General features: G+C 62.2%; 11 protein-coding genes and 1 tRNA gene. 2 read left to right on the forward strand and 10 right to left on the reverse strand.

Features of this window, described 5'->3' with window-relative positions; all coding sequences use genetic code 11:
* Nucleotides 1–29: 29 nt before the first annotated feature.
* The 5 genes from ACIOWL_RS16065 to polA form a co-directional block, all read right to left on the reverse strand.
* Nucleotides 30–215 (reverse strand): hypothetical protein, encoded by a 186-nt coding sequence (locus tag ACIOWL_RS16065; RefSeq protein WP_400387285.1) that lies wholly within the window; start codon nt 213–215, stop codon nt 30–32.
* Nucleotides 188–1363, reverse strand: a complete 1176-nt coding sequence (locus tag ACIOWL_RS16070) for a hypothetical protein (RefSeq protein ID WP_400387287.1) — start codon at nt 1361–1363, stop codon at nt 188–190. Before ACIOWL_RS16070 ends, ACIOWL_RS16065 begins: the two co-directional genes overlap by 28 nt.
* Nucleotides 1364–1643: 280 nt before the next feature.
* Complete coding sequence (gene rpsA / locus ACIOWL_RS16075; RefSeq protein WP_400387290.1) at nt 1644–3113, reverse strand: 30S ribosomal protein S1; 1470 nt, start codon at nt 3111–3113, stop codon at nt 1644–1646.
* A gap of 251 nt (nt 3114–3364) precedes the next feature.
* Nucleotides 3365–4663, reverse strand: a complete 1299-nt coding sequence (locus ACIOWL_RS16080; protein WP_400387293.1) for a GNAT family N-acetyltransferase — start codon at nt 4661–4663, stop codon at nt 3365–3367.
* Nucleotides 4664–4763: 100 nt separating this feature from the next.
* On the reverse strand, nt 4764–7376 hold the full coding sequence (gene polA, locus ACIOWL_RS16085; protein WP_400387489.1) for a DNA polymerase I: 2613 nt from the start codon (nt 7374–7376) through the stop codon (nt 4764–4766).
* Between the two features lie 85 nt (nt 7377–7461).
* Between polA and ACIOWL_RS16090 the strand changes: the two genes are divergently transcribed.
* Nucleotides 7462–7947: a hotdog fold thioesterase gene (locus tag ACIOWL_RS16090; protein WP_400387295.1), complete on the forward strand. Its 486-nt coding sequence runs from the start codon at nt 7462–7464 to the stop codon at nt 7945–7947.
* Nucleotides 7948–8037: 90 nt separating this feature from the next.
* On the opposite strand, the gene ACIOWL_RS16095 is transcribed toward ACIOWL_RS16090, so the two are convergent.
* The 4 genes from ACIOWL_RS16095 to ACIOWL_RS16110 form a co-directional block, all read right to left on the reverse strand.
* Nucleotides 8038–8583, reverse strand: a complete 546-nt coding sequence (locus ACIOWL_RS16095) for a dihydrofolate reductase family protein (RefSeq protein WP_400387298.1) — start codon at nt 8581–8583, stop codon at nt 8038–8040.
* Between the two features lie 65 nt (nt 8584–8648).
* Complete coding sequence (locus ACIOWL_RS16100) at nt 8649–8897, reverse strand: hypothetical protein (protein ID WP_400387300.1); 249 nt, start codon at nt 8895–8897, stop codon at nt 8649–8651.
* Nucleotides 8894–10159, reverse strand: a complete 1266-nt coding sequence (locus ACIOWL_RS16105) for an anion permease (RefSeq protein WP_400387303.1) — start codon at nt 10157–10159, stop codon at nt 8894–8896. The genes ACIOWL_RS16100 and ACIOWL_RS16105 overlap by 4 nt, the downstream gene beginning before the upstream one ends.
* A gap of 301 nt (nt 10160–10460) precedes the next feature.
* Nucleotides 10461–11078, reverse strand: a complete 618-nt coding sequence (locus ACIOWL_RS16110; RefSeq protein ID WP_400387306.1) for an ANTAR domain-containing response regulator — start codon at nt 11076–11078, stop codon at nt 10461–10463.
* A gap of 190 nt (nt 11079–11268) precedes the next feature.
* On the opposite strand from ACIOWL_RS16110, the gene ACIOWL_RS16115 reads away from it, so the two are divergent.
* Nucleotides 11269–11350: transfer RNA gene (locus tag ACIOWL_RS16115), tRNA-Leu, on the forward strand.
* Nucleotides 11351–11586: 236 nt separating this feature from the next.
* On the opposite strand, the gene pyk is transcribed toward ACIOWL_RS16115, so the two are convergent.
* Complete coding sequence (pyk, locus tag ACIOWL_RS16120) at nt 11587–13092, reverse strand: pyruvate kinase (protein ID WP_400387309.1); 1506 nt, start codon at nt 13090–13092, stop codon at nt 11587–11589.
* Nucleotides 13093–13153: the final 61 nt, after the last annotated feature.

Here is a 13153-nt window from a genome sequence, read left to right on the forward strand (position 1 = left end):
CACTGAGGTTGCGGAATTATCGGTGCGTCTCAGTGTTGCGTACCGAGGTGTTGCACCCCATCGGCCTGAAGGCAGTTCTCGATCCGCACCCGTTCTCCGGCCACTCGCACCGCCGTGGACCGGCTTCCCAGCGGCGCGAGGCTGATCCGGTCGATGTCCCGACCAGGTGCCTGCTCGGCCTCCGGGATCAGTGTTTGCCCCGGGGGTCGACCCACTTCAGTTTTCGGTCCGCCCGCTTGACTGGTTCACGCGCCGTCCCAGGCAACAGGTGCGTCGGGGCCTGCATTCCCCCGCCGGACAGCACGCTGGTGTTCACCCGGCGAGGTGTTGCGCCCCAGCCGTGCAGCCCCACGATGACCATCCGCTGATGCCCGGCATGTGGCGCGCGGCTTGCGTCCTTCCCGTAAACCCAGGGCTGGCGGGCGATCGCCAGGAATTGATCGGGTGCCAACTCGTTGACGGCCCGGATTCCATGCACCGCGCAGTGCTGGTCGGTGAGCATCCAGCCCGGATGCTTGAAGTCGGCAACTTCCGTATTGGCCTCCGCCTCCGCGCAGCCGCATCCCGAGCTTTGTCCCTCTGCCACCGGCAGCCCAGCGCCAACACCCGTAAATCCCAACGGCCCGAGACCCGGGAGCACCGGAATCTCCAGAGCCAGCGGCGGCATGCTGCGGGATTCGATCCAGCGCAGCACCGCGATGAGCTGGATCAGTGCCAGCACCGCAAAACCTACCCCCAATTCGTAGTACAGCGCCGGGTCCACCGCGGCGAAATCCATGTCGGCGTCGGTAAAAAACTTCCAAGCGGTTTTGACCAGGGGCCATGCCACCAGCGCACCGGTAAAACTCCACACCCAGGTCGGTAGCTGCGTCGAATATTTCAGCGGCTTCAACGCGCTTAGCTCAACCGGCAGGTGTCCCTGCTCCCCGCGGCGCCAGGCGCCCAGAAGCGAAGCGAATCGGATCTGCCCGATCGCAACGCTGGCCGCGAGCACCGCAAAATATCCGATCGCGCAATACAACACGGTGCGCTCCAGCCCTGTGGGTTCCAGCAAACTCAAAAACCACGCCGAAGCGGCCAATCCGATCCACGGTGCATGCCGCCGGGCTCCAACAAGCAGGACCAGCAACCCGATAAAAAATGAGTACGACAACACGATCGGCGCCCAGCTTCCAAACACTATCGGCTGGGGCGCGAAGCAGATGAGGTAGAAAAGCAACGCCGCCAACGGGATCCAGGTCCCTGCCGATATCCACGCATCCGGAATGCTGCGCGGAACCCGGGCCCATTCGTCCTCGCTCAGCGACCGGAGGGGAACGTCCTTGCGCACGGCCAAGGAACTCGTTGCGAGCTGATTCACCATGTCTTCTCCAGTGCTCCGTGAACGTCCGGCAGCGCGGCCGTACCAAGCGCTTTGCTGCGCCCGTTGCACTTAGACTACCGAACGGAACTAATCTGAGCAGTCCATCGCGCGAGCGATCTGCAGGGCAAACCCATCAGCACTATGGATGAGGCGGCCGCGGCGCTGGAGGAGATTTCGATGCAGGACACCGCTTAAATGGCACAAGGCCCAACCCGCAATGGGTTGGGCCTTGTGGCGCAAACAAACCAAATGATTACCCCGCCAAGGCGGGAGCCTCAAATTAGTTGCCGGTCAGCTTCTCGCGCAGAGCAGCCAGTGCTTCGTCGGAAGCCAGGGTACCTGCATCGGTGGCTGGTGCCTCCGAGGAGTACGATGCTGGTGCGGCCTCGCCGGCAGCGGCAGGCTCTGCCTCTGCATCGGCGGCAAGGGCTGCAACAACCTGCTTCTTGTGTGCTTCCCAACGCTCCTGGGCAGCAGCGTACTGTGCTTCCCATGCAGCGCGCTGGGTCTCGAAGCCTTCGAGCCACTCGTTGGACTCTGGGTCGAAGCCCTCTGGGTACTTGTAGTTGCCGGCCTCGTCGTACTCTGCAGCCATGCCGTAGAGTGCTGGGTCGAACTCGGTGCCCTCTGGGTCAACACCTTCGTTAGCCTGCTTGAGCGACAGCGAGATGCGGCGGCGCTCCAGGTCGATGTCGATGACCTTGACGAACAGCTCGTCGCCCACGGAGACAACCTGCTCGGCCAGCTCAACGTGGCGAACTGCCAGCTCGGAGATGTGAACCAGGCCTTCGATGCCGTCTTCGACGCGAACGAACGCACCGAATGGAACCAGCTTGGTAACCTTGCCCGGTACAACCTGACCCAGTGCGTGGGTGCGGGCGAAGGTCTGCCATGGATCTTCCTGGGTAGCCTTCAGCGACAGGGAGACACGCTCGCGGTCCAGATCGACTTCCAGAACCTCGACGGTGACTTCCTGGCCAACCTCGACAACCTCGGATGGGTGGTCGATGTGCTTCCAGGACAGCTCGGAAACGTGTACCAGGCCGTCGACGCCGCCCAAGTCCACGAATGCACCGAAGTTGACGATGGAGGAAACAACGCCCGGACGAACCTGGCCCTTTTCCAGCTTGTTGAGGAAGGTCGAGCGGACCTCGGACTGGGTCTGCTCGAGCCATGCACGGCGGGAAAGCACAACGTTGTTGCGGTTCTTGTCCAGCTCGATGATCTTGGCTTCGATTTCCTGGCCGATGTATGGAGCCAGGTCGCGCACACGGCGCATCTCGACCAGCGACGCAGGCAGGAAGCCGCGCAGGCCGATGTCCAGGATGAGGCCACCCTTGACAACCTCGATGACGGTACCGGTAACGACGCCGTCTTCTTCCTTGATCTTTTCGATGTCGCCCCAAGCGCGCTCGTACTGCGCACGCTTCTTGGACAGGATCAGGCGGCCTTCCTTGTCTTCCTTGGTCAGAACCAAGGCCTCGACGTTGTCGCCAACGGTGACAACGTCACCTGGGTCAACGTCGTGCTTGATGGAAAGCTCGCGGGAAGGGATGACACCTTCGGTCTTGTAACCGATGTCGAGCAGAACTTCGTCGTGGTCAACCTTGACGACGGTGCCTTCGACGAGGTCACCATCGTTGAAGTACTTGATGGTGGCATCGACTGCGGCCAAGAAGTCCTCAGCAGATCCAATGTCGTTGATTGCGACGACTGGTGCGCTGTTGTTCTCGTTCGAGGTGATGGTCATGTAGTAGGGACTCCGATGTGGATAGATTTGATCAGTCGAAACCCCGGAAGTCCCGGAATTTCGAGCGGGTAAAACGAATCGCGGACATGGCATAGCCACGGCACGCTGTTAAAGTCTACGCTCTGCACCAAGCCTGGGCAAAGCGGATACCACCAACATCAGCGAAGCCGCTTTGTGAGGTTCGCTACATTACCGGGTTGCGCGCCAGCCCTCAGCCAACTCCCGGTCTGCAATCAGCTGGCACGGGCGGGCTAAAAATCAACCTGGCAATAGGGCGTCTGCAACCCGGAGAAGAGCAGATCCAATCGATCCGCTGCACCCTGGTGGTGTTCGGTGAGCAGGCCTGCCGCCGCCAGGTGGTTCGCGCTGCGGGTCCCCAGGTAGAGCGTGGCCAGATCGCGCGCCAGGATCCGGGCTTCGGCCGCGCCCGACTCGGTACGTTGCACCACGATGCGCCCGTCACGCGCCTCAAGCAGCCAGGTTCCGTCCACAAAACCCATGTCGTCTTCAACCTGCAGCACCACCCGGGCATCGTGCGGATAGCTGCGAGCTTCCAACGCCGACGGCAGGTTCAGCAAGCGCGCCCACAGGTGATCGCCATAAGCGGTGACGCTGTAGTCACGCGAGTTGCGCAAGGCCAGGGGCAGCGCATCGTCGACCGGAGCGCGGCCGGTGACACGCTCCACCAGGTCATGGTCGCACAGGTAGGCGATCAATTCGCGACGTGCCTGCGCATTCACGGTGCACAGGGTTGAAATGGACATCGTGGCCGGCGACTGGCCCCACCCGTCAAAGGTGTAGGTGATGAATCCGTCCAGCTCACCCGATGCGTTGTAGTGCAACGCCGCGCGGAGCTTGGTCGAGGGTTTAAGATTCTCGAAATCTTCCCAGCGGGCGGTCGCTCGACCGAGGTCGAATGCCTTATGGCTCACCGAGCCGAGCGTGGCGCGGTGGTGCGCCAGATACAGCTCTTCCACCTGCGAGGCGATCTCGGCGGGGTCGGCCGCGCGCACCGATCCGGTCATCGGCACACGGAACTGCGCTCCCTGCCCGGCCTTCAGCTCGAAGCGGGCGCGTTCGGCGGCCACCCCGAAACCGAATCGGCCGTAGATCGTTGCCTCCGAGGCGGTCAGCACGGCCACGGCGATACCCTGCGCCGCGGCGCCGGCCAGGTGTTCGGTGATCATCGAGCGCAGGATCCCGCGACGCCGGTGCGTCGGGCTGACCGTCACCGAGGTCACCTGATGCACCGGCACCAATTCGGCGCCGCCAACATTCAGGGTGCCGGGGAAGTACGAATAGGTGCCCACCGGCTCACAGGCGTGCAGGTCCGGGGCCTGCGCGGTGCGATCGAACGCGGCGATGGACCGCGAACCGTCCTGGATTTCCAGTTCGGTGAGGATTTTCCGGTCCTCGGCATTCGCGCTGGGCCCATGGAATCCCCGGCTGATGGCACGATCCAGCAGCCTCCAGCTTTCTGAGGGCTGGCCATCAATCAGTTCAGGAGTGATAAGTTCCAGGGTGATGCCATCCGGTGTTGAGGTGCTCATTCGCTAAGGCCTTTCATCTGTTGCGAGGGTGTCAGTGTGCTGCCGCACCGCGGTGCCGCCCCGAACTGCCTCGGGGCAATACCGCGGTGCGGACAGGTACCTAGTGCGCTGCTTCGTGCCAGGTCGCGCCGGTTCCCGGCTGCACATCCAACGGAACCAGCAGGTCCGCGGCGTGCCCCATTTCCCGGGTGACCAGTTCGCTGACCGCCTCCAGCTCCCCCGGTGCGATCTCCAGCACCAGTTCATCGTGGACCTGCAACAGCATGCGCGAGGTGTATCCGCCGGCACGCAATTCGTCGGCGATCTTCAGCATCGCGACCTTCACCAGGTCGGCGGCCGACCCCTGGATCGGGGCGTTCAGGGCGGCGCGTTCGGCGATATCCCGCAAACGGCGATCCGAGCTGTTCAGCTCCGGCAGGTAGCGGCGGCGCCCGAAAATGGTTTCGGTGTACCCGTCCTTCCGCGCCTGCTCCACCACCGAGCGCAGGTAGGTCCGCACCGCGCCGAAACGATCGAAATAGTCCTTCATCAGTTTGCGGGCCTCGTCGACGCCGATCTTCAGCTGCTTGGAGAGCCCGAAGCTGCTCAACCCGTACGCCAGGCCGTAGCTCATGGCCTTCACCTTCGAACGCATTTCGCTGGTGACTTCCGCTGGCTCGACGTTGAAGACCCGCGAACCAACGTAGCGGTGCAGGTCCTCCCCTTCGCGATAGGCCTCGATCAGCCCTTCGTCGCCGGAGAGGTGAGCCATGATGCGCATTTCAATCTGCGAATAGTCCACGGTGAGCAGGGTCTCGAAACCCTCGCCGACGGTGAACACGTCGCGGATGCGCCTCCCCTCCTCCGAACGCACCGGGATGTTCTGCAGGTTCGGGTTCAGGCTGGACAACCGGCCGGTGGCGGCCACGGTCTGCGCGTAGGTGGTATGGATGCGCCCATCGGAGTGGACCGCCTTCAGCAGCCCGTCCACGGTCTGGCGCAGCTTGATCGCATCGCGATAGGCCATCAGCGCGACGAGGAACGGGTGGCCGGTTTTGACAAGCAGGTCCTGGAGCGATTCGGCGTCGGTGGTGTACCCGGTTTTGATTTTTTTGGTCCGCGGCAGGTCCAGCTCCTCGAACAACACCACCTGCAGCTGCTTGGGGCTGGAGAGGTTCACCTCGTGGCCGATCGCGGCGAAAGCCTCATTGGTAGCCTGATCGACCTGGGTGGTGAAGTGCGCGCGCAGTTCGTCCAGGCGCTCACGGTTCACCGATATCCCCGCGCGTTCCATGGCGAACAGCACCGGAATCAGTGGAAGCTCCATCTCCCGAGCCAGCTGATCCGCGTGTTTTTCCACCAGTTTGGTGTCAAGGTAGCCCGAAAGGTCGAAAATCGCCTGGGCCTGCGCCAGGGTCGGCTCGGCCAGGTCCCCGGCCAGGCCCAGATCCAGCTCGCCCTTTTTGGCCTGGTACACCGGGACCGCATACTTCAGGTGGTACTGCACCACGTCGACCAGCTCGTGGCTGCGCCGGTCAGGCTGGATCAGGTAGGCGCTGATCAGGGTGTCATCGGCGATCCCGGCAACACTCAGCGAGCGATCGGCCAGCAGGTGCATGGCGGTTTTGGCATCATGGAAGATCTTCGGAGCCTGCGCGTCACCCAGGAATTCAGCCAGCACCGTGGCTGTCGCGTCATCCACCGCGTCAAGCTCAACCCACGCCGCCTCGGTGCCGCGGAACAGGCCCAATCCCACGGCCTCGCCGTTCGCAACACCTAGCTGGATCGCGATCGGCGCCCCGTCGCCGGCGGCCAGGAAGGCCTTCAACGAGTCCGCGTTGTCGGTGATCACCCGCGCGAATTCGGCGACCTGCGGGGCCGCCTGTTCCTCCTGGGCCGCGAACAGGTCGAAAAGCCGCTTGCGCAGGGTGTTGAACTCCAGCGCATCGAACAGGTTCTCGATCTCTTCGCGATTCGGCGCGACCAGTTCCATCTCTTCGAGGGTCACCGGAAGCTCAAGGTCATGCCGCAGCTGGTTCAGCCGGCGGTTGCGGGTCACGTTGTCCACATGTTCGCGCAGCGATTCGCCGACCTTGCCCTTGATCTCGTCGAGGTGCTCAAGGATGCCGGCCAGATCGCCGTACTGATTGATCCACTTGGCGGCGGTCTTCGGGCCGACCCCGGGAACGCCGGGCAGGTTATCGGCCGATTCACCCACCAGGGCGGCCAAGTCCGAGTAGCGTTCGGGGCGCACAAAGTATTTGGCTTCAACCGCATCGGCATCCATCGGCGGGATGTCGCTGATCCCCTTTTTCGGGTACAGCACCAGGGTTTTCTCGGTGATCAGCTGGAACGCGTCGCGGTCTCCGGAGACCACCAGCACCCGAAAACCGGCCTCCTCGCCCGCGGTTGCCAAGGTGGCCAGGATGTCGTCGGCCTCGAACGGGTCAAGGCTGATGCTTGGGATGTTCATCGCGTGCATCACTTGCTGGATCAGCTCGATCTGCCCGTAGAACTCTTCAGGGGTCTTGTTGCGTCCGCCCTTGTACTCGCTGTACTCCTGCTTGCGGAACGTCGGGGTATCCAGGTCGAATGCCACGGCGACGTGGGTCGGCTTCTGCTGGCGGATCATCGTTAGCAGCATCGAGACGAAGCCATGCACTGCATTGGTGTGCTGACCGGTGCTCGTGGCGAAGTTCTCCGCAGGCAGCGCGTAGAACGCGCGGAATGCCATGGAGTGTCCGTCGATGATCAGCAGGCTCTTGTCCGATTCGGGCGTCGGTTTGGTAGTTTCGCTCACACCTGAAAGCCTAGTTGGCATGAGCGAGAAATTCACTTCCCAACCCACGCAATCTTCAGCACACCCGTTTGCCGATCAACTCGCGGCCCACGGGGTGCCCGAGTCGATGTGGGCGTTTCTGCGCAGTCACGGGGTCGGCACCCTCGTGGAGAAACTGGAGATCAACTTCACCGAATTCGCGGTCGATCGGCTCTGCGCCACGATGCCGGTGGAAGGCAACACCCAGGTGATGGGGATCCTGCACGGCGGCGCGTCGGCGGCCCTGGCAGAAACCCTGGGTTCCTTCGCCGCCGCCCTGCACGGTGCGGGCAAAGCCAACCCGGTCGGCGTGGATTTGAATATCACCCATCATCGCGCCGGGCGCACCGGCCTGGTGAGCGCCGTGTGCACCCCGCTGCATCTGGGGCGGCGCAGCACCACCCATGAAATTGTGATCAGCGACGAAATGGGCAAGCGGGTGGCCACCGCCCGCATCACCAACATGTTGCTGCCCATCGAGCCCTAGTTCGGGGTACGCGGCAAAAAGCGCCCGCCCCATCGGGGCGGGCGCAGATAATCTGACCGGTTGGGATCGTCTTCAAAAAACAGCTGGCGGCTACCCAATCGCATAGCGGGAAGCGAACACATTCCCACCGAGGTTGCTCAGCTCCAGGCCAGCGAGTTCGCGGGTGATACCGCGGCCAAAAACACTCGCACCGCCACCGAGCAGCACCGGAACGGTGATGACCACCAGCTCGTCAAGCATTCCGGCTTCAAGGAACCCGCCGGCTAGATCCGCCCCGCCGACAACCCACACGTCTCCCGCCAAGGCGCTGCGGGCGATGTCCCTGCTCCAAAAGCCGATTTCACCGCGGATGAAGGTCAGGTCAGCCCCGGGCACCGTGGGCAGTTCGTGATGCGTGAACACCCACACGGGTTTGTTCCCGTAGATCCATTCCAGGTTTCCCTCGGCGACGTCCCGAGCGATATTTTCATAGGTTTTGCCCCCGATCACCACCGCGCCCACTCCGGCAAAAAACTGCTCGAAGTGCTCCCGCACGCCGGCGAGCTTCGTAAACGGTTGAAGCCACCGCGCATTTCCATCGCGATCTGCAATAAAACCATCAATGGAGGCACCCACGTAGTACTTGAAGCTTGTCATGGCTCCAGTCTAGGGGTGCCTCCCGCGGGTAACCAGCTGTACGCGGCCAAGCGCACCGCAGCAACCTAGTGGCTCGAGGAAATTCCCAGAATTGCCTCGCTGAGCTGAGGCACAATCAAGATCACTCCGAAGGCGACGATCAGACCGCACACCGTGAAGCAGGCGTACGCCCCGGACTTGCTCAGCCCAACGTTCGCTCCCTCATCCTTGGCTACCGCCAGCAGGCGGACACCTAGCGAGTAGGCGGCAACAATCAGCAAGGCGGCGGCCCAGGTGACGACGGCAACGATCAAGAATGCTGTCCAGTCGATCATGCGTTCTCCACCTTCTCTTCTTCGGCCTCATCTCGTTCGGCCTTCGCACGCAAGGCTTCCTGCTTGGCCTTCGCTTCGGCCTTGGCCTTCGCGCGACGTTCCTTTTTGTTCAGGATATTCACCGCGGCCCCGGAATTGTCGATGTCCGACATCGCCGACTCATGGTCGTGCGGCTGCTTGCGCGACACCACCCAGATAGTCAGCATCGCGGCAACACCCAATACGGCCACGATGTAGAAGCCAACGGTTCCGGCTTTGGTAATCCAGGCAGCCAAACCGCCGACGACGGCCGCGGCAGGCAACGTGAACAGCCAGCCCAGTGCAATACGCCCGGCGGTACCCCAGCGCACCTCGGCGCCCTTGCGGCCAAGGCCCGAACCGATCACCGAGCCAGAGGCGACCTGGGTGGTCGACAAAGCGAAACCCAGATGGGATGAGGTCAAAATGGCCGACGCGGTCGACATTTCAGCGGCGAAACCCTGGGCGGGCTTCACATCGGTCAGACCCGAACCCATGGTCTCGATGATGCGCCAGCCACCGGTGTAGGTTCCCAGCGCGATGGCAAATGCACAGGCTGCGACAACCCACAGGTGCACCGGAGAATTTGCGTCCTGCAAACCCGAGGCGACCAGGGTCAGGGTGATGATTCCCATGGTCTTCTGCGCGTCGTTGGTGCCGTGCGAGAGCGCCACCAGCGAGGAGGAAAAAATCTGGCCATAGCGGAATCCACCGCGTTTCGGGGAGGAGCCTGCCGAACGCTTGGTGATTGCGTAGGCAAGCTTGGTGCACAGGTACGCGGAGACACCCGCGATGACCGGCGCGCAAAGAGCAGGAATCAGCACTTTGGAGAGCAGTACCCCGTAGTTCACTGCATTAAAGCCGGCGCCGACAATCGCGGCACCCACCAACCCGCCAAACAATGCGTGGGACGAGCTTGACGGCAGGCCCAGCAGCCAGGTCAACAGGTTCCAGATCACGGCCCCCATCAAGCCAGCGAAAATGAGCGCCGGGCCGATGGCAACACCTGAACTGCCGGTGGGGTCTTCGTTGATGATGCCGCCAGAAATTGTTTTGGCGACTTCCGTGGACAGGAACGCACCGACGAGGTTCAAAATTGCGGCGAGGGCAACTGCCTTTTTGGGCGAAATTGCCCCGGTTGCGATTGGGGTGGCCATCGCATTGGCCGTGTCATGGAAACCGTTGGTGAAGTCGAAAAACAACGCCAAGGCAATGACCAGGACGACGATAAGCGTCAAATCCATTGAATACCAGCCTGAGGGGTCGAACGGCAAGGAAAATTACGTGGATCGAGTTCGATCCGTGGTGCAAGTTGGAGGGCGCGCCAAACCATGGGTCAGCACGTAATTTCAATCTTATGCCCATGTAATGGTTCGTCAACATGTCCACCATGGCAACACAAGGTTAACGGAAGGTGAACAACGGGCAACTTCCTGCGCAAACACCGGCCCCGGAGAATCTGTGAAGAATCCGGAAAATAAAAAATGTGCGTCAAACCACAGGTGGTTTGACGCACATTTTGCCAGGAGCGCGGCCTGCGGCGGCCTACTTCACCTGATCGATGACGGTCTCCGCGACCTGTCGCATGCTCAGGCGGCGATCCATCGAAGTTTTTTGAATCCAGCGGAATGCCTCGGGCTCGCTGAGTCCCATCTTGGTGATCAGCAGGCTCTTGGCGCGATCCACCAGCTTGCGGGTTTCAAACTGTTCGGCCAGGTTGGAAACTTCTTCTTCCAAGGCGCGCAATTCATCGTTGCGGGAAATCGCGATTTCGATCGCCGGCGTGAGGTCTGCCGGGGTGAATGGCTTGACCACGTAAGCCATGGCGCCAGCCTCCCTGGCACGCTCCACCAGCTCCTTCTGGCTGAAAGCCGTCAGCAGGACCACCGGGGCGATGCGTTCCTTCACGATCGCCTCGGCCGCGGTAATGCCGTCCATAACCGGCATCTTGACGTCCATCAGCACCAGATCCGGCTTCAGCTCGCGGGCTTTTTCCAGGGCGCTCTGGCCGTTGTCCGCCTCGGCCACCACATCATACCCCTCGGAACGCAGAATTTCGACGATATCCAGGCGAATCAACGTCTCATCTTCTGCCACGATGACGCGGCGTGGCGAGCTCGTCGCCTCGGAGGGGATCCTGGTGATTTCTGGTAGCTCGCTCATTCGGCGCCGTCCTTCGTGTTAAGAATGCCTGCCATCACGATCGGCAGATGTCGGTGGTTTCAGTACGTGAAGCCCCGTTGCCTCAGTGTCACTTCTAAGCCTACTGGGTTGCGTTCGGATCGGGCCGAATATCGGCCAAGAGCTCAATTAGGAAATCTGCGAAACCTCAAGTAGGATATTCATTGTGCCCGCCCAAGTGGCGGAATCGGTAGACGCGCCGCACTCAAAATGCGGTATCGAAAGATGTGTGGGTTCGAGTCCCACCTTGGGCACAAAAAAGAGATCCGCTGGTTGCAGTCAACGAACTGCTGCCAGCGGATTTTTTGTTTGCCCCAATAGAATTCGCGCCCCGCAATTAAAGTTTCCCCGCGTGATGTGCAACACAATTGAGTAGCCCAAGGCCGTTTGAGCTGGGCCCAACGACGAAGGACCCGGCCCTGCCCGCAGTGTGCGGGCAGGGCCGGGTCCTTCCTGGGTCTACGCGTACGGCTGGACGCCGGTGCTACAGCTAACCGGAGACCGCAACGTTCTCCGGGTCCCACGGGCCAACGGTTTCACGCGCAGGCATCGGCTTGCCGTTAACCAGCTGTCCGGCGTCGGCCAGGTCGCCGACCTTGTGGACGCGCAACGAGTTGGTTGAACCGGCCTGCCCCGGAGGGGAACCGGCGGCGATGCACACGATGTCGTTCAGTTCGGCCAGGCCTTCACTCAACAGCGCCTCGTCGACCTGGGCGGTCATCTTATCCGTGTGGTCCGCATAGGCAACCAGCCGGGCCTGGACACCCCACATCAGGGTCATGATGTTGTAGGTCTGCTGCAGCGGGGTGAACGCCAGCACCGGCTTCTTCGGGCGCAGCCGCGAGAGGCGTCGGGCCGAATCGCCGGACTGGGTGAAGGCAACGATGTACTTGGCATCGAGCTGATCGGCGATCTCCACGGCCGCACGAGTGATCGCGCCGCCACGGGTCTTTGGCTTGGAACCCAAACGCGGAATCCGATCCAGCCCGTGCTGCTCGGTGGAGGAGATGATGCGGGACATGGTCTCCACGGTTTCCACCGGGTACGCACCCACCGAGGTCTCCCCCGAGAGCATCACCGCGTCGGCTCCGTCGAGCACCGCGTTCGCGCAGTCAGATGCCTCGGCGCGGGTCGGGGTGGGTGATTCGATCATGGATTCGAGCACCTGGGTGGCGACGATGACCGGCTTGGCCCAGCGGCGGGCCAGCTCCACGGCGCGCTTCTGCACCACGGGCACGTCTTCCAGCGGAAGCTCCACACCCAAATCGCCGCGGGCGACCATGATGGCGTCGAACGCGTTAACGATCTCCTCCAGCGCGGCCACCGCTTGCGGCTTCTCGATCTTGGCAATCACCGGCACCCGGCGGCCTTCTTCGTCCATGATCTCGTGCACGCGCTCGATGTCGCTGGCGTTGCGCACGAAGGACAGCGCCACCATGTCGATGCCGGCGCGCAGGGCCCAGCGCAGGTCGTCCTCATCCTTCTCGCTGAGCGCGGGAACGTTCACCGCCACCCCTGGCAGGTTGATTCCCTTGTTGTTGGAGACCTCGCCGCCAACAACAACCTCGGAGCGCACCTCGGTGTCGGTGACCTCTACGGCCTTGAGCTTGACCTTGCCGTCGTTCACCAGCAGGAAGTCGCCCACCTGCACGTCCGAGGGAAGCCCCTTGAAGGTGGTGCCGCACAGGTTGCGGGTGCCTTCGACCTCCTCGATGGTGATGGTGAACTGTTCGCCGGCTTCAAGGATGTATTTCGCGTTGTCCTTGAAGCGGCCCAGGCGGATCTTCGGGCCCTGGAGGTCGGCGAATACACCGACCGCGCGGCCGATCTCCGCCGCCGCATTGCGCACATTCGCCAGGGACTGCGCGTGCATGGAGTGATCCCCATGGCTCATGTTCAGGCGGGCCACGTCGACGCCCGCCTTCAATACCGCTACGGTGTTTTCATAGCTCGCTAGGGATGGACCCCAGGTAGCAACAATCTTTGCGCGTCTCATTCCGTCAGCCATATGCCTTTCATGTAAACCGTAGGCAAAATGCGGCCCACCCTCAGTGGGT

The organism is Glutamicibacter sp. NPDC087344 (assembly GCF_044744225.1).
GTDB lineage: Bacteria > Actinomycetota > Actinomycetes > Actinomycetales > Micrococcaceae > Glutamicibacter.

Coding starts and splice junctions, on each gene's coding strand:
- ACIOWL_RS16070 (WP_400387287.1), bottom strand. CDS start 1,363: ATGGTGAATCAGCTCGCAACGAGTTCCTTGGCCGTGCGCAAGGACGTT.
- rpsA (WP_400387290.1), bottom strand. CDS start 3,113: ATGACCATCACCTCGAACGAGAACAACAGCGCACCAGTCGTCGCAATC.
- ACIOWL_RS16080 (WP_400387293.1), bottom strand. CDS start 4,663: ATGAGCACCTCAACACCGGATGGCATCACCCTGGAACTTATCACTCCT.
- polA (WP_400387489.1), bottom strand. CDS start 7,376: ATGGCATTCCGCGCGTTCTACGCGCTGCCTGCGGAGAACTTCGCCACG.
- ACIOWL_RS16090 (WP_400387295.1), top strand. CDS start 7,462: ATGAGCGAGAAATTCACTTCCCAACCCACGCAATCTTCAGCACACCCG.
- ACIOWL_RS16095 (WP_400387298.1), bottom strand. CDS start 8,583: ATGACAAGCTTCAAGTACTACGTGGGTGCCTCCATTGATGGTTTTATT.
- ACIOWL_RS16100 (WP_400387300.1), bottom strand. CDS start 8,897: ATGATCGACTGGACAGCATTCTTGATCGTTGCCGTCGTCACCTGGGCC.
- ACIOWL_RS16105 (WP_400387303.1), bottom strand. CDS start 10,159: ATGGATTTGACGCTTATCGTCGTCCTGGTCATTGCCTTGGCGTTGTTT.
- ACIOWL_RS16110 (WP_400387306.1), bottom strand. CDS start 11,078: ATGAGCGAGCTACCAGAAATCACCAGGATCCCCTCCGAGGCGACGAGC.
- pyk (WP_400387309.1), bottom strand. CDS start 13,092: ATGAGACGCGCAAAGATTGTTGCTACCTGGGGTCCATCCCTAGCGAGC.